Annotated in this window: 11 protein-coding genes and 2 pseudogenes; 10 read left to right on the forward strand and 3 right to left on the reverse strand. The window is 72.9% G+C overall.

Annotated features, from left to right (window positions below):
- The first annotated feature begins 84 nt into the window (after positions 1-84).
- The 8 genes and pseudogenes from OG766_RS10270 to OG766_RS10305 all read left to right on the forward strand — a co-directional run.
- A complete protein-coding gene (locus tag OG766_RS10270; RefSeq protein ID WP_266374523.1) occupies positions 85-1137 on the forward strand; it encodes an MBL fold metallo-hydrolase in 1053 nt (350 codons plus the stop codon).
- A 319-nt stretch (positions 1138-1456) separates the two neighbouring features.
- On the forward strand, positions 1457-2725 hold the full coding sequence (locus OG766_RS10275) for a prenyltransferase/squalene oxidase repeat-containing protein (protein WP_266374522.1): 1269 nt from the start codon (positions 1457-1459) through the stop codon (positions 2723-2725).
- Positions 2725-3420, forward strand: coding sequence for an SCO2322 family protein (locus tag OG766_RS10280; RefSeq protein WP_266374521.1), 696 nt, complete (start codon positions 2725-2727; stop codon positions 3418-3420). Before OG766_RS10275 ends, OG766_RS10280 begins: the two co-directional genes overlap by 1 nt.
- Positions 3417-4796 (forward strand): energy-coupling factor transporter transmembrane component T, encoded by a 1380-nt coding sequence (locus OG766_RS10285; protein WP_443045468.1) that lies wholly within the window; start codon positions 3417-3419, stop codon positions 4794-4796. The genes OG766_RS10280 and OG766_RS10285 overlap by 4 nt, the downstream gene beginning before the upstream one ends.
- Positions 4793-6637 (forward strand): ABC transporter ATP-binding protein, encoded by a 1845-nt coding sequence (locus OG766_RS10290; protein ID WP_328725109.1) that lies wholly within the window; start codon positions 4793-4795, stop codon positions 6635-6637. Before OG766_RS10285 ends, OG766_RS10290 begins: the two co-directional genes overlap by 4 nt.
- A 98-nt stretch (positions 6638-6735) precedes the next feature.
- Positions 6736-7563: an ECF transporter S component gene (locus OG766_RS10295; protein ID WP_266378044.1), complete on the forward strand. Its 828-nt coding sequence runs from the start codon at positions 6736-6738 to the stop codon at positions 7561-7563.
- Positions 7564-7865: 302 nt separating this feature from the next.
- Complete coding sequence (locus tag OG766_RS10300; RefSeq protein ID WP_266374519.1) at positions 7866-8273, forward strand: transglycosylase SLT domain-containing protein; 408 nt, start codon at positions 7866-7868, stop codon at positions 8271-8273.
- A gap of 236 nt (positions 8274-8509) precedes the next feature.
- Positions 8510-8755: pseudogene (locus tag OG766_RS10305) on the forward strand (DeoR family transcriptional regulator); the annotation flags it as partial.
- Here the strand turns inward: OG766_RS10305 and OG766_RS10310 are convergent.
- Both OG766_RS10310 and OG766_RS10315 read right to left on the reverse strand, forming a co-directional pair.
- Positions 8755-9717 (reverse strand): annotated as a pseudogene (locus OG766_RS10310) (lyase); the annotation flags it as partial. The pseudogenes OG766_RS10305 and OG766_RS10310 sit on opposite strands and share 1 nt — an antisense overlap.
- Positions 9718-9956: 239 nt before the next feature.
- A complete protein-coding gene (locus OG766_RS10315) occupies positions 9957-11126 on the reverse strand; it encodes a steroid 3-ketoacyl-CoA thiolase (protein ID WP_266374518.1) in 1170 nt (389 codons plus the stop codon).
- A 254-nt stretch (positions 11127-11380) separates the two neighbouring features.
- On the opposite strand from OG766_RS10315, the gene OG766_RS10320 reads away from it, so the two are divergent.
- Both OG766_RS10320 and OG766_RS10325 read left to right on the forward strand, forming a co-directional pair.
- Positions 11381-12628: a cytochrome P450 gene (locus tag OG766_RS10320; protein WP_266374517.1), complete on the forward strand. Its 1248-nt coding sequence runs from the start codon at positions 11381-11383 to the stop codon at positions 12626-12628.
- A 153-nt stretch (positions 12629-12781) separates the two neighbouring features.
- Positions 12782-13480 carry a hypothetical protein gene (locus tag OG766_RS10325; protein WP_328725110.1) on the forward strand — a complete coding sequence of 233 codons (699 nt, stop codon included), beginning with the start codon at positions 12782-12784 and terminating at the stop codon, positions 13478-13480.
- Between the two features lie 93 nt (positions 13481-13573).
- On the opposite strand, the gene OG766_RS10330 is transcribed toward OG766_RS10325, so the two are convergent.
- The gene (locus OG766_RS10330) at positions 13574-15775 is read right to left on the reverse strand and encodes a trypsin-like serine protease (protein WP_266374515.1); all 2202 of its coding nucleotides are present in this window, start codon (positions 15773-15775) and stop codon (positions 13574-13576) included.
- Positions 15776-15791 lie beyond the last annotated feature (16 nt).

Below are 15791 nucleotides of genomic sequence, written 5' to 3' on the forward strand. Positions count from 1 at the left end.
CGAACGACTCCCACCCGTTCTGACGGAGCATCAGTTCTCGTTATAGTGGGCAACGGCCGTGCCGCACAGGGGAGACGAGGTCGTATGCCACAGGTGACGGAGCACGGCGGAGGCGTATGGTCCCTTCAGGTCCCCATCCCGGACAACCCGCTCGGCCACACCCTGGTCCATGTCCTCGACACCGACCGCGGCCCGGTCCTCGTCGACACCGGCTGGGACGATCCGGCGTCCTGGACCGCGCTCGCGGAGGGTCTCGGCGCGCTGGGGATCGCGATGGCCGACGTCCACGGTGTGGTCGTCACCCACCACCACCCCGATCACCACGGGCTGTCCGGCCAGGTGCGCGAGGCGTCCGGTGCCTGGATCGCGATGCACGCGGCCGACATCGACGTCGTACGCCGCACCCGGGACGCACGGCCCGGGGCCTGGCTCGACTACCTGGCCGGGAAGCTCGCCGCCGTCGGGGCGCCCGAGGAGCACCTCGCCCCGCTGCGCGCCGCCCGCGACGAAGGGCGGATGCGGACCCTGCCCGGGCTGCGGGCGGCGCTGCCCGACCGGGAGATCGTTCCCGGTGAGCTGCTGGACCTCGCCGGGCGGCGGCTGCGCGCGATATGGACGCCCGGTCACACTCCCGGGCATGTGTGTCTGCACCTGGAGGAGGACCACCCGGCGAACCTCCCGGGTCACGGCCGGCTCTTCTCCGGCGACCATCTGCTGCCCGGCATCAGTCCGCACATCGGCCTCTACGAGGACCCCGACGACTCCACGGTCACCGACCCCCTCGGCGACTACCTCGACTCCCTGGAACGCGTCGGGCGCCTGGGCGTCGCCGAGGTGCTCCCCGCCCATCAGCACGCCTTCACCGACGCCCCCGGCCGGGTCCGGGAGCTGCTCGCCCACCACGAGGAGCGGCTCACCGGACTGCTGTCGCTCCTCGCCACCCCCCTCACCCCGTGGCAGCTGGCCGTGCGCATGGAGTGGAACCGCCCCTGGGACCGGATCCCGTACGGCTCACGCAACATCGCGGTCTCGGAGGCGGAGGCCCATCTGCGCCGGCTGGTGAAACTGGGGCGGGCGGAGGCGGTGGCGGGCAGCGAGCCGGTGACGTACGTCGCGACCGCGACCGCGACCGGCTGACCCTGCGCACTCCCCCCGGCCCAGAGACCCCGCGCACTCCCCCCGGCCCAGGGGCAGCCCCGGGGGTCCCGTATACGCACCGGTAGAGTGTGCGAGTCGTCATCACACCCGTACGAGGGAAAGCCGGTGCAAATCCGGCACTGACCCGCAACCGTGAGCCGCCCTCGCAGGCGGCGAGTCGGAACGCCTCGTACCGGCCGTGACCGGCTCGTGTCATCGGGACCGGCCCGTTGGCAGGCACCGTCGAGGAATACGGGGCCGGAGCCTGGTACCTATGCGTGCCTGTGCCCGGCTCCCCGCAGGAGAGGCCCAGCCCCCTATGTCCGTTCGCCGCAGCGCAGCAGCGCTCGCCGCCGCCTCCGCCGTGCTCTGCGTGGCCGGTGCCCCGGCCGCGACGGCCGCCCCCACTCCGTCCCCCTCCCCCTCGGCCGCGCTCCCCACCGGGCTGTACGGCACGCAGGACCCGACGTACGACGGTGTGTGGCGGCAGTCGCTGGCGCTGCTCGCGCAGGACGTCGTCAAGACCGTGCCCGCCGACCAGGCCGTCGACTGGCTGACCGGGCAGCAGTGCGCCAACGGCGGCTTCGCCTCGTACCGCGCCGACGTCACCAAGCCGTGCGACGCCAAGACGATGCTGGACACCAACGCCACCGCGGTCGCGGTGCAGGCCCTGCGCGCCCTCGGCGGACACCAGGACGCCGTGAACAAGGGCATCGGCTGGCTGAAGTCCGTCCAGAACGAGGACGGCGGCTGGAGCTACAACCCGGGCATGCCCTCCGACGCCAACTCCACGTCGATCGTGATCAGCGCCTTCGCCGCGGCGAAGGCGAGGCCGGGTGAGCTGACGTCGAAGAGCGGGAAGACGCCGTACGACGCGCTGGTCTCGTTCGCCATCCCGTGCACGGACACGGCGGGCGGCGGGGCGTTCGCCTACCAGCCGGACAAGGCGGGCAAGCTCCTCGCGAACGGCGACGCCACCGCGGCGGGCGTCCTGGCCGGGCTGGGCCGGGGCATGATCCTGGCCGGACCGAAGCCGGACGGCGAGCCCCGGTGCGCCACGCCCGCCAAGGCGACCCCCGAGCAGTCGGCGCGCAACGGCGCCGCGTACCTCGCGAAGGCGCTGGCGAAGACCGGTCACCTGGACTCGCCTCCGCTGCCCGGCGCCACCGACCCGGCCCCGAAGCCGGACTTCGGCAACACGGCGGACGCGGTGCTCGCGCTGTCGGCCGCCGGGCACTCCGACAAGGCGGCCGACGCCATACGGTGGCTGGAGCAGAACTCCGCCGCCTGGGCGAAGGAGGCCGGCCCGGCCGCGTACGCGCAGCTGATCCTCGCCGCGCACGCCTTCGGCGCAGACCCGCGTGCCTTCGGCGGCGCCGACCTGGTCCAGCAGCTGAACGCGACCGGCCCCGCGCCGGTCTCCACCACCGCGCCGGCCGCTCCGCAGGCGCAGGCCGACGACACCGCCGCGGAGTCGGGCACGGGCGGCGACAGCGCCGGGATCTGGTGGTTCATCGGCGCCGGTGTCGCGGCGGGCGCCGGGATCGGCATCCTGATCAGCGGCCGCCGCAAGAGCAAGCAGCAGTGATGCGCGGGCGACCTGCCGCGCTCGTCCTCGCGCTCTGCGCCGCACTCGCCGCCGTCGTCACGGTGCTGGGTGCGGCGGGGGCGGCGCAGGCGGCGGGCTACCGGTACTGGTCGTTCTGGCAGTCCGACGGCGGGTCCTGGGCGTACGCCACCCAGGGCCCGGCGACGGCCAGGCCGGCCGACGGCACGGTGGACGGTTTCCGCTTCTCCGTCAGCGCGGACTCGCAGGACTCGGCGAAGCCCCGCACCGCCCCGGGCTTCGCCGCGCTGTGCGCGGACACGCCCGCGAAGCCCGGCACCAAGCGGGTCGGCGTCGTCATCGACTTCGGCAGCGCCACGGACGCGCCGTCCGGCGAGACCCCGCCCGTCTCGCCGCGCGCCGGCTGCGCGCAGGTGCGTACGGACGCGAGCAGCGCCGAGGCGCTCGCCGCGGTGGCCAAGCCCCTGCGCTACAACGCGGACGCGCTGCTGTGCGCGATCGCCGGATACCCGGGGACGGGCTGCGGCGAACAGGTCTCGGCCGGGGCGCCCGCGTCGCCGGAGTCCACGTCGGCGCCTTCGGAGTCCGCATCCTCGTCCTCGTCCTCGTCTGCCGAGGAGAGCGACGGTGGCCCGTCGCTGAGCGTCCTCGCGGGCGTCGCCGCGGTCCTCGCGCTGGGCGCGGCGGCGTTCTGGCAGTCCCGCCGCCGAGGATGACTCCGCCCCAGCAGGCCCGTCCCCCGCTCGGGGACGGGGACCCGCCACCCCACCCGGCCCGTCCGGCGTCCGGGGACGGACGTCCCCGCCGTCCGTATGACGCCCGTCCGGCGTCCGAGGACGCAGTCGTCGGCCGTCCCGGCGGGACCGGCCGTCACACGGGCCGTACCGGGCCCGAGGACGGACGTCCCCGCCGTCCCGGCCAGGACGGTGACGCCGCGCGTCACGGCGGCCCTCGGGGGCGGACGCCCCACCGCGGAGCGCTGCGTGCGCCCGTGGCGGGCCGGAGCAACGCGCTGCATGCCGGGGCGTGGTGGGTGTGGGCGCTCGGTCTCGCCGTCGCCGCGTCGCGGACGACGAACCCGCTCCTCCTCGGGCTGCTCGTCGGCGTCGCCGGATACGTCGTCGCCGCACGCCGCACCGACGCGCCCTGGGCCCGTTCCTACGGCGCCTTCGTGAAGCTGGGCCTCGCCGTGATCGCCATCCGGCTGGTGTTCTCCGTCGTCCTCGGCTCACCGATCCCCGGGACGCACATCCTCCTCACCCTGCCCGAAGTCCCGCTGCCCGACTGGGCCCAGGGCATCAGGATCGGCGGCCGGGTGTCCGCCGAGCAGCTGGTGTTCGCGCTGTACGACGGGGTGAGGCTGGCGACCCTGCTGATCTGTCTCGGCGCGGCGAACGCGCTCGCCAATCCCGCCCGCCTCCTGAAGTCACTGCCGGGCGCGCTCTACGAGGCCGGAGTCGCCGTCGTCGTCGCGATGACGTTCGCGCCGAACATGGTCGCGGACGTGGTGCGGCTGCGGACCGCCCGCCGGCTGCGCGGCCGTCCCACCGGCGGCGTGAAGGCGGTCCTGCAGATCGGGCTGCCGGTGCTGGAGGGCGCGCTGGAACGGTCGGTCGCGGTGGCGGCGTCGATGGACGCGCGCGGGTACGGACGTACGGCACAGGTTCCGCCCGCGGTGCGGCACACCACCACCGCCCTCACCCTCGGCGGTCTGCTCGGGGTGTGCGCCGGCTCGTACGGACTGCTCGCCGCGAAGGGCGCGGGATACGGACTGCCGGTGCTGCTGGGCGGGTTCGCCGCGGCGGCCGGCGGGCTGTGGCTCGGTGGGCGGCGCCAGGTGCGTACCCGCTACCGCCCCGACCGCTGGGGTGCGCGGGCCTGGCTGGTGGCGGGATCGGGCGTCGCCGTCGCGGTGCTGATGATCCGCGCGGGTTCGTACGCTCCCGACGCCCTGCACCCCGGCGTCGTACCGCTGACCACGCCCGTCCTGCCGCTGTGGCCCGCCGTGGGCGTGCTGGTGGGCCTGCTGCCCGCGTTCGTCGCCCCCGTACCGCCGGCGAAGGAGTCGTCGCTGAAGGAGTCGTCGTCATGATCCGCTTCGAGAACGTCTCGGTGACCTACGGCGACCCCGCCGCGCCGCCCACGATCGCCGGGGTGGACCTGACGGTTCCGGAGGGAGAGCTGGTCCTGCTCGTCGGCCCCTCGGGAGTCGGCAAGTCGACACTCCTGGGAGCGGTCTCCGGGCTGGTGCCGCACTTCACCGGCGGCACGCTGCGGGGGCGGGTCACGGTGGACGGCCGGGACACCCGCACGCACAAGCCGCGTGAACTCGCCGACCTCGTCGGCACGGTGGGCCAGGACCCGCTCGCGCACTTCGTCACCGACACGGTCGAGGACGAGCTCGCGTACGGGATGGAGTCGCTGGGCCTGGCCCCGGACGTGATGCGCAGGCGGGTCGAGGAGACGCTCGATCTGCTGGGGCTCGCGGAGTTGCGCGACCGGCCGATCGCGACGCTTTCCGGCGGCCAGCAACAGCGGGTCGCGATCGGTTCCGTGCTGACCCCGCACCCGAAGGTGCTCGTCCTGGACGAGCCGACGTCGGCGCTCGACCCGGCCGCGGCGGAGGACGTCCTGGCGGTGCTCCAGCGCCTGGTCCACGACCTGGGCACGACGGTCCTCATGGCGGAACACCGCCTCGAACGGGTCGTCCAGTACGCCGACCAGGTCATCCTGCTCCCTGCTCCCGGCGAACCCCCGGTGATGGGCGCTCCCGCCGAGGTGATGGCGGTCTCCCCTGTCCATCCCCCGGTGGTGGCGCTGGGCCGCCTCGCGGGCTGGGACCCGCTGCCCCTGTCGGTGCGCGACGCCCGCCGCCGCGCGTCCGACGTACGGGCCCGCCTGTCGGGCCGGACGCCGCCGTCGCTGTCCGGGCCGGCCGAGCCGTCCCCTTCCCCTTCCCCTTCCCTCGTCCTGTCCCCTCCCGGCGGCGTCGACTCGCGGCCGCGCCCCGTGGAGGGCGAGCGCCCGGCGGGAGCGGACGAGCCCGCCCGCACGAGCCTGCTCGGCAGGCTGCTGCGGCGGAGCCGGCCCACCACCGCCGCCGACGGGGCACCCGCGCAGCCGGTGCGTTCGCCCGCGGCCACCGACGACGCCGACGCACCCGGGGCCGTCACCGCCGCCGACGCACCCGCGGCCGTCGTCCGGGCGCTCGGCGTCCGGCGAGGACGCGTCGAGGCGCTCCGGCGCGTGGACCTCACCGTCGCGCCCGGCGAGACCGTCGCGCTCATGGGGCGCAACGGCGCCGGGAAGTCGACGCTGCTCAGCAGCCTCGTCGGGCTGGTCGGGCCGACGTCCGGGTCGGTGCGGGTCGGGGGCCGCGATCCGCGGCGTACGGCGCCGCGCGAGCTGATCCGCCAGGTCGCGCTCGTACCGCAGGAGCCGCGGGACCTGCTGTACGCGGACACGGTCGGCGCCGAGTGCGCCGCCGCGGACGCGGACGCGGGAGCCGCGCCGGGCACCTGCCGGGACCTCGTCACCGCGCTGCTGCCGGGCGTTCCGGACGCGACCCACCCGCGGGATCTGTCCGAGGGCCAGCGCCTCGCGCTCGCCCTCGCGCTCGTGCTGACCGCCCGCCCCCCGCTGCTGCTCCTCGACGAGCCGACCCGCGGCCTGGACTACGCGGCGAAGGCCCGTCTGGTCGCCGTCCTGCGGGGCCTCGCGGCCGAGGGGCACGCCATCGTCCTGGCCACCCATGACGTGGAGCTCGCCGCCGAGCTGGCGCACCGGGTGGTGATCCTCGCGGACGGCGAGGTCGTCGCGGACGGCCCGACGGCCGCCGTCGTCACGTCGTCCCCCGCCTTCGCCCCGCAGGTCGCGAAGATCCTCGCCCCCCAGCCGTGGCTCACGGTCGCCCAGGTGGAGGCGGCCCTGTGACCTCCGTGCCCCCCGTGTCCCCCGGCCGAGGCCCACGCCGGGCCCCTCGCCCAAGCCTTCGCCGCGACCCGCTCCCCGGCCCCGTCCAGGCCCCCGGCATCCGCCCCGCCCGTTCCGTTCGCCTCGGCCCCCGCGCCGTCGCCGCGCTCGTCCTCATCAGTGCGATCGGCGTCGCCGCCTTCGGCTGGCCGCTGCTCGCCGACGCGGACTCCGCCATCACGGACCACGCCCAGGACGCTCCCTGGCTCTTCGCCGCGCTCCTTCCCCTCCTCGTCGGCGTCGTCGTCGCGACCATCGCCGACGGAGGCATGGACGCGAAGGCGGTCGCGATGCTCGGCGTCCTCGCCGCGGTCGGCGCGGCGCTGCGTCCGCTCGGCGCCGGCACGGCGGGCCTGGAGCCCATGTTCTTCCTGATGGTGCTGAGCGGCCGGGTCCTCGGCCCGGGCTTCGGCTTCGTCCTCGGCTCGGTGACGATGTTCGCGTCCGCGCTGCTCACGGGCGGTGTCGGGCCGTGGATGCCGTTCCAGATGCTCGCGATGGGCTGGTTCACGATGGGCGCGGGCCTGCTGCCGGGCCCGGACCGGCTGAGGGGCCGTGCCGAGCTGCTGATGCTCGCGGGATACGGTTTCGCCGCGTCGTTCGCGTACGGCACGGTCATGAATCTGCAGGGCTGGACGATCGTGCCGGGCACGGCTTCGGGGATCTCCTTCCACGCGGGCGACCCGATCGGCGAGAACCTCGTCCGCTTCGTCGCGTACGTGCTCGCCACCTCGCTGGGCTGGGACCTGGGCCGCGCCGCCCTCACCGTCGTGCTGACGCTCACCGTCGGCCCGACGCTGCTGAAGGCGCTGCGCAGGGCGACGAGGAGGGCGGCCTTCGAGGCCCAGGTCACATTCGAGCCCGCCAAAACCTCCCCGGAGCCGTGAGGCGGCCCACAGGACTTTGGTCCCAAAACTATCGGCCTTCGTAGCCGCCGTACGAGGACGTGAGTCCTCGGGGCACCGTCCCTGACCTGCATATAAACCCCATATGTCCAGTTTGGGACTTTAGGCCCTCCCTGCCCTGTCTACGTCGTATCTACGGGGTGAGCCCGGTCACGGCGCGGGGGCCCGGGGGCTGGTTACAACTGTTCCCGTCGCAAGGAGTCGCAGGGCCTGGAAGCCCAGCACACGAGCCCGGCTCGGCCCGCCCCTCGCGACCGCCCAGTCCCCGAACGTTAGGCACTCCCTTGACCCGCTCGCTGATCAACCGATTCTCTGCCCGCAACAAGTCCGTCGTTGCCGGTACCGCCGTGCTTCTGGGTGCGGTCGGTGCGGTCATGGGGACGGGATCCGCGGCGTCGGCCTCGACCGCCACGCCGCAGGAGATCGCGAAGCAGATGATGCCCGCCGCCCAGTTCCAGTGCTTCGACAAGATCGTGACGCACGAGTCCAACTGGAACCCGTCCGCCACCAACGCCTCCTCCGGCGCCTACGGCCTGGTCCAGGCCCTGCCCGGCGGCAAGATGGCTTCCGCCGGCGCCGACTGGAAGACCAACCCCAAGACCCAGATCAAGTGGGGTCTGGACTACATGAACGAGCGCTACGGCAGCCCGTGCGGCGCCTGGAACTTCTGGCAGGCCAACCACTGGTACTAAGCCGACGCACCGGCCATGAGCCGACGCACCGGCACCACCGGGCCGCCACGGCGGCACCCAGAATCACAAGGCTCCGAAGCGGTGACCCCGCTTCGGAGCCTTGCTCCATTTCAGGCCCCTGCCCGAAACCGCCGCGTCGGCCACGACCGCCCCGGCCTCGGCGAGCGTATTGACCGGAACCGATCAATACGACTGCGGCGTACAGTGACGCAACCCGACTCGCCCAGGGGGAGCCCATGCGACTGCACGTCGACCAGCGCCATGAGCGGGTGCTCGCGCTCGTACGGGAGCGCGGCAGCCTCCGGGTGGCACAGCTCGCGGCCGAACTCGGCGTCTCCGCCGTGACCCTGCGCCGGGACGTGGAGACGCTCGCCGCCCAGGGCAAGGTGCGGCGCATGCACGGCGCGGTGCTGCCGCCGGACGGGACGCCGGCGGAGAACCGCGCGTCCGCGCCGGGCTCCGGCGGCGCGGTGATCGGCATGTTCTCCACCGCGTCGAGGACGATCTGTCGGCCGGGGTCGGTGACGGCCCAGCCGGAGCCGGCGAGCAGGCTGAAGAGCGCGCCGAGGCCGCCCAGCATCACCGCGCCGTACGAGCCCGTGTACGAGATGGTGCCGTGCTGGACGAACGAGCCGTCGGCGTAGAGGCCGTCGCCGGAGGTGACGTACGGGAAGACGGGCGAGAGCGCGTCCCTGCCCAGCGCGATCTTGGCCGCACTGCCGCCGACGATGCCCCGCAGGATCAGGACCCGGCACAGGTCGACGCGGTTGGCACCGGTGCTGGTACCGGTGTAGGCGGCGACGGCCGAGTCCGGCACGAAGTGGTCGACGGCACGGCAGTGGTTGGCGATCTGCGTGGCGGACAGCTGGTCGTACATCAGTACACACACGTCGAGGAGCGCCTGCGGGCCGCCGATCTGCCAGCTCCACCAGTTGCCGTAGCGGGCCTGGTTCTCGTGGTAGACCCGGGCGTGGATGTGGTCGAGGCCGGTGACGACCGCGTCCCTCAGGGCGGCGTTCCCGGTCAGCCCGGTGCCCTGCTGGCAGTAGGCCTGGGCCATGGTGCTCAGCCGGTTGAGACTGTCGACCAGCCGGGCCGAGTAGCCGAACGACTCCTGGTCCGTGTCGGGTTCCGGGTCGGCCCACACCAGGTCGGGCCAGAGCGATCCGGTGGCGGGTGCCATCGCCGACCGGTGCTCGCCCGCGCGGGCGCCGAGTGCGGCCAGCTTCGTCCTGAACGGCTCGGCGGTCGGGCTGAAGCCCTCCCCGAGTATCAGCGTGCGCCACTTGGCGCGCAGGGCACTGAAGTCGGCCGCGGACGCGGACGCGGACGCGGACGCGGCGACGGCCTGATCGGCCGGCAGCGGACCGGCGGTCAGGCCGAGGGCGAGTGCCGTACCGCCGGTGGTGCGCAGGAAGGTGCGACGGGACCAGGAACGCGTCATGGCGGTCTCCTGTACGGGGGGAGGGCTGGTCACGGAGGGGGAAGCAGGCGATTACCGCTGGCGGTTTCTAGCACGCATACGCTCAATCGCTCCATAGAACAGACGGAGTTGAGCGTTTCGATCGTTTCCGCGACGAACCCCGAGTGACGTCCCCACATGGCCGAGGCTCCGAAGCGGTCATCGCTTCGGAGCCTCGACCGTGCTCGTCGTGCCCGCCGGGCACGCGAGGGAAGGGGGACCTACAGCCGCTGGAGGATCGTCCCGGTCGCCAGCGCCCCGCCCGCACACATCGTCACCAGCGCGAACTCCTTGTCCGTACGCTCCAGTTCATGCAGCGCCGTGGTGATCAGCCGCGCTCCCGTCGCCCCGACCGGGTGCCCCAGCGCGATGCCCCCGCCGTTGACGTTGACCTTCTCCAGATCCTGCTCGAAGACCTGCGCCCAGCTCAGGACGACCGAGGCGAAGGCCTCGTTGACCTCGATGAGGTCGATGTCCTTGAGCGACATCCCCGCCTTCCCCAGCACCGCCCGGGTCGCGTCGATCGGCCCGTCCAGGTGGTAGTGCGGATCGGAACCGACGAGCGCCTGCGCGACGATCCGGGCGCGTGGCTTCAGCTTCAGCGCCCGCGCCATGCGCTTGGACGCCCACATGATCGCCGCGGCGCCGTCGGAGATCTGCGAGGAGTTCCCGGCCGTGTGGACGGCGGTCGGCATGACCGGTTTCAGCCCGGCCAGGCCCTCCATGGAGGTGTCCCGCAGCCCTTCGTCGCGGTCGACGAGCCGCCACATGCCCTGCCCCGCGGCCTGCTCCTCCTCGGTCGTGGGCACCTGGACGGCGAACGTCTCACGCTTGAAGCGCTCCTCGGACCAGGCGACGGCCGCCCGCTCCTGCGATATGAGCCCGAGCGAGTCGACGTTCTCCCGGGTGAGCCCGCGGTGGCGTGCGATGCGTTCCGCCGCCTCGAACTGGTTGGGCAGGTCGACGTTCCACTCGTCCGGCCAGGGTTTGCCCGGCCCGTGCTTGGATCCGCTGCCCAGCGGTACGCGCGACATGGCCTCGACGCCGCAGCTGATGCCGATGTCGATGACACCTGCCGCGATCATGTTGGCGGTCATGTGCGAGGCCTGCTGCGAGGAGCCGCACTGACAGTCCACGGTCGTCGCTGCGGTCTCGTACGGAAGGCCCATGGTGAGCCAGGCGTTGCGCGCCGGGTTCATGGACTGTTCGCCGGCGTGGGTGACGGTGCCGCCGACGATCTGCTCGACGCAGTCGGCGTGGATGCCGGTGCGGCCGAGCAGTTCCCGGTAGGTCTCGCCCAGTAGATAGGCGGGGTGCAGATTGGCGAGCGCGCCACCGCGCTTGCCGATCGGTGTGCGTACGGCTTCGACGATGACGGGTTCCGCGGCCATGAGCTCGTCCTCTCCTCAGCACGGCGGCGGGGTGTCCCGGCACCCCGCACGCAAGAACCGCAAGAAGAACTAGTACGCGTTCTAGTTCTTCCTGCAGTCTTATGAGGGTTACCCCAGGTACGCAAGGCTCCTGCACGCAACAGTTCCCGCCGTGACCCTTGCCAGTTGTAGAACCCGTTACTACCTTGCGGACACTTCTGATGGGCCGTCAGAACTTTTCAGCCAGCGCCCAGCCGTCAGACCTGGAGTTGCCGATGCCCTGCCCCCATCTCCCCGAAGGGTTCGACGCCACCGACCCCGATCTGCTGCAGAGCCGTATACCCCTCCCCGAGTTCGCCCAACTGCGGCAGACCGCACCGGTCTGGTGGTGCCCGCAGCCGCGCGGCATCACCGGCTTCGACGACGAGGGGTACTGGGTCGTCACTCGGCACGCGGACGTCAAGCACGTCTCCACCCACCCGGAGTTGTTCTCCTCGAACGAGAACACGGCGGTCATCCGCTTCAACGAGCACATCAGCCGTGACCAGATCGAGGTCCAGCGCCTGATCATGCTCAACATGGACCCGCCCGAGCACACCCGGGTCCGCCAGATCGTCCAGCGCGGCTTCACCCCGCGCGCGATACGCAGCCTGGAGTCGGCACTTCGCGACCGCGCCCGGAAGATCGTCGAGACGGCGCGGAGCGGAGCGGCCGCCGACGGCAGCTTCGACTTCGTCACCAGCGTCGCCGTCGAGCTGCCGCTCCAGGCGATCGCCGAACTCATCGGCATCCCCCAGGACGACCGGGCCCGGATCTTCGACTGGTCGAACAAGATGGTCGCGTACGACGATCCCGAGTACGCCATCACCGAGGAGATCGGCGCCGAGGCGGCCATGGAACTCATCGGCTACTCGATGAACCTCGCCGCCGACCGCAAGCAGTGCCCGGCGAAGGACATCGTCACCCAGCTCGTCGCCGCGGAGGGCGAGGGCAACCTCAGCTCCGACGAGTTCGGCTTCTTCGTGCTGCTGCTCGCCGTCGCCGGCAACGAGACGACGCGCAACGCCATCAGCCACGGCATGCACGCCTTCCTCACCCACCCCGAGCAGTGGGAGCTGTACAAGCGGGACCGCCCGGCGACCGCGGCCGAGGAGATCGTCCGCTGGGCGACGCCCGTCGTCTCCTTCCAGCGGACCGCCACCCAGGACACCGAACTCGGCGGCCAGAAGATCAAGAAGGGCGACCGGGTGGGGCTGTTCTACTCCTCCGCCAACAACGACCCCGAGGTCTTCGACAACCCCGAGGCCTTCGACATCACCCGCGACCCGAACCCCCACCTCGGCTTCGGCGGCGGAGGCCCGCACTTCTGCCTCGGCAAGTCCCTGGCCATCCAGGAGATCGAACTCATCTTCACCGCCATCGCCGACACCCTGCCGGACCTCCGCCTGGTCGGCGACCCGCGCCGGCTGCGCGCGGCCTGGCTGAACGGCATCAAGGAGCTCCAGGTCAGCGTGGGTGGTTGAGCCGCCGACGCCGTACCCGGACATGGGAGGCGGGGGCGATCCCCCCTACGCCCCGCCCCCGTCTCCCGCCGGCCCCTCCCACCCGGGTCGCCTGCCCGGGTCGCCCAGGTCGCTCGCCAGTTTGATCGACCCCTGCACCAGGGCGAGAAGATCGTGTTCCGTCTCGATGACGCCTCGCCGGCGTCCTTCCGGTCGCTGTTCGGGGGCATCTCGTCCGCGCTCCGCCCGGTGAACGACGAGACGCTCCCCGACCTCGCGAAGCTCATGGAGGGGGGACGGCCCTCCTTCGCACCGGTGCCGCCCGGCTCGACGCCCGAAACCGCCCTGCGCCGCCTGGCAGCCCCCGCCCCCGGCCAGGGCCCGGACTCCGCGGCATTCGCCCGCGTCCGTGCGGCGGCGGACTCGATCCGGGCGGCGCTCCGCCCCGCCGAGCCCGTCCGGCCCGACCACACCCATACTTTCGCCCTCCACAACTGCCGAGTCGTCGTCACGTCAGGAGCATCGGTGTCGGAGGACTTCTCCTTCCAGGGCACGAACACCACGTTCGTCAACCGCCCCAAGGACACCGTCGTACGGGACTTCCAGCACACGTACGCCTCAGGGCTCGGCGGCGACGAGCTGACCCGCCTGCTCGAACTCGTCCTGTCCAGCCGCGACCTCTCGGACGCCGACCGGGAGGAGGCGGCGGGAGCGGTCCATGATCTGGCCCGCATCACCACCGCCCCGGAACCGGACGCGCCTCAGGTACGGACCCGCCTCGAACGCCTCCGCGAACTCCTCACCGGCGGCGCGGACATCGCCCAGCCGGCCCTCGCGATCGTGGCCTCGGTGGCGACGCTCTTCGCCGGATAGGCAGAGCTCTCCCGGTAGCGACAAAGAGGAGCCCCCGAAGACCGGTTCCGGGTCTTCGGGGGCTCCTTCGTGCCGACTACTCGGTGGATACGGCTACTTCGCCACGTAGCCGAAGCGCCCGCCGGCCGGCGGGAGGCCGCCCGCGCCGGGCTGGTGCGTGGTCACGGGCGCCTTCGTGCCGCCGCTCACGTTCAGCCAGGGCAGCACGTGGACGGCGCCGAGGGCCGGGCCGTACGGCATGCCGACGTACAGGTTCGTGCCGGTGAAGGTGATGCTCCTGCCGACGTGCTGGTTGGCACCGGGGGTGCCGGGCAGGCCCGAGGGGTTGCCCGCCTCGATCCAGACGTCGGAGTCGCCCGCCGTACCGAGGAGCGGGAACGTCTGGACCGCGCCCGCGCCCGCCGCCGTGCCGACGGCCTCGCCGGGGATGCCGACCGCGACCCGCAGCGTCGAGACGGTGCTCGTCGCGCGCGGTGCGGTGTTGACGGCCGTGACCTTCTCGCCGAAGCGGTCGCCGGCCTCGGCCGTGCCGGACACGGTGTCGTCAGCGGTGCCCTGCCAGAGGGCGTCGACCTCGTTGAAGGCACCGGCGGCGGTGACGCGGAAGGTGACGACGCGGCCCGCATCGGCCTTGTCGGCGTCGTTCACGGCCAGGGCCTCACCGGGCGAGCCGACCACGAGGAACGATTCCGTGGCCGTCGCGGCACCCGAGGGGCGGTACGTGACCAGGGACAGGGAGGCACCGAACTCGTCGCCCGCCTCTGCGGCGCCCGAGACGGTGTCGAGGTCCTGGTCGAGCCCGATCTGCGGGGTGGGGACCCCGTCCGCGCCGCCGTGGCCGAAGACCGCCACGCCGCCGGAGTTCGCCAGGGTGCCGATGGCCTCGTTGGGGTTGCCGATGGCGATGTGGTGGGCGTCGCCCGCGACGCTGGTGCCGAAGCGGTCGTTGGCCTCCGCGTTGCCCGGGACGTCCGGCTTGTCCTGGTGGACGGCGACGTTGGTGGCGCCGCGCAGGTAGAACGCGCTGCCCGCCTTGGCGACGGACCCGAGGGCCTCGCCGGGCACGCCGATCACCAGGTACGGCTCGCCCGCGGCGGTCCGCCCGGCGGCGACGGCGTGACCCATGCGGTCGCCGTTCTCGGCCGCCGAGGCCGCGATGGCGCCCGTGCCGGCGCCCTGCTCGAAGTGGACGCCCTTCGTGGCACCCGTGCCGATGCCGCCGGCGGCGCCGTAGAAGACGTCGACCATGCCCGCGTCGGGCGCCGTGCCGAGGTCCTCGGACGGAGTGCCGACCACCAGGTCGGTGTAGCCGTCCTCGTTGTGGTCGACGGTGGCGAGCGCTTCACCGAACCAGTCCCCCGCCTCGGCGCCGCCCGGCACCCAGTCGAGGTCCTGGTTGATCTCGGCGGTGCCCTTGCCGCCGCCGTACACGATCCGGACCACACCGGCCCCGTCGTCGCCGCCGACGACGGCCTTGGGGTCGGAGATCGCGATGTCCTCGACGCCGTCACCGTTGAAGTCCGTGATGCGCGTGGCACCGGCCTTGGAGTTCACCCAGGAGGCCAGGTCGTCGACACGGGCGGCGATGCCGCCGGTGCGGGTCTCGGTGGCGTCGACGCCGAAGCAACCGCCCTGCCAGGACTGGCTGGTGAGGGCGGCGAGGGTGGCCGTGCCGCCCGTCATGCGGACCACGGGGCCACCGGAGTCGCCCATGCACGCGGCCGCGCCGCTCTTGCCGGTGACGCCGGCCGTCGTGGCGGCTGCCGAGTCCACCGTGTACGTGCCGGTGTGCAGCTTGAGGGGCGCCCACTCGTCCTTGGTGCGGCCGTAGCCCGCGAACGTCAGCTCCTCGCCCGCGGAAGGGGCGGTGGTGGCCAGGGAGATGGGGGTGACGTTGGTGACCGGGCGGTTCAGGCGGGCCAGGACCACATCACGGTCGGTGCGCGGGACCAGCTCCACGACGCGACGCTCGGCGCCCTGGGTGCCGGTCAGGTCGGTGCGGCCGATGACGGCGGTGGTCTTCTGCTTCGGGGCACCGGCGGACACGGCGAGGCCCGCGACCGGGTCGTCGGCGAAGCAACTGGCCGCGGTCAGCAGCCACTCTGCGTCGACCAGCACGGCGGAACACCCGCGGGTGGTGTCACCGATGTCCAGGCGCGCGGTGTAGGCGAAGGCGCTGCCGGTGGGAACGGTGCCGCCGGTGACGGCGGAGGCGGGTGCGGCGCTGAGCGCGAGCGGGACCGCTGTCAGGGCGGTGGCCAGCGTGGCGAAGCGCACGGGTCTTGTGTAGCTCATGTGTGGTGTCCTGAGT

Source organism: Streptomyces sp. NBC_00259 (assembly GCF_036181745.1).
Taxonomy (GTDB): domain Bacteria; phylum Actinomycetota; class Actinomycetes; order Streptomycetales; family Streptomycetaceae; genus Streptomyces; species Streptomyces pratisoli.

Excerpts from the sequence above, each read along its gene's own strand:
- OG766_RS10270 (WP_266374523.1), top strand. The coding sequence starts at position 85 with ATGCCACAGGTGACGGAGCACGGCGGAGGCGTATGGTCCCTTCAGGTC.
- OG766_RS10275 (WP_266374522.1), top strand. The coding sequence starts at position 1,457 with ATGTCCGTTCGCCGCAGCGCAGCAGCGCTCGCCGCCGCCTCCGCCGTG.
- OG766_RS10280 (WP_266374521.1), top strand. The coding sequence starts at position 2,725 with ATGCGCGGGCGACCTGCCGCGCTCGTCCTCGCGCTCTGCGCCGCACTC.
- OG766_RS10285 (WP_443045468.1), top strand. The coding sequence starts at position 3,417 with ATGACTCCGCCCCAGCAGGCCCGTCCCCCGCTCGGGGACGGGGACCCG.
- OG766_RS10290 (WP_328725109.1), top strand. The coding sequence starts at position 4,793 with ATGATCCGCTTCGAGAACGTCTCGGTGACCTACGGCGACCCCGCCGCG.
- OG766_RS10315 (WP_266374518.1), bottom strand. The coding sequence starts at position 11,126 with ATGGCCGCGGAACCCGTCATCGTCGAAGCCGTACGCACACCGATCGGC.
- OG766_RS10320 (WP_266374517.1), top strand. The coding sequence starts at position 11,381 with ATGCCCTGCCCCCATCTCCCCGAAGGGTTCGACGCCACCGACCCCGAT.
- OG766_RS10330 (WP_266374515.1), bottom strand. The coding sequence starts at position 15,775 with ATGAGCTACACAAGACCCGTGCGCTTCGCCACGCTGGCCACCGCCCTG.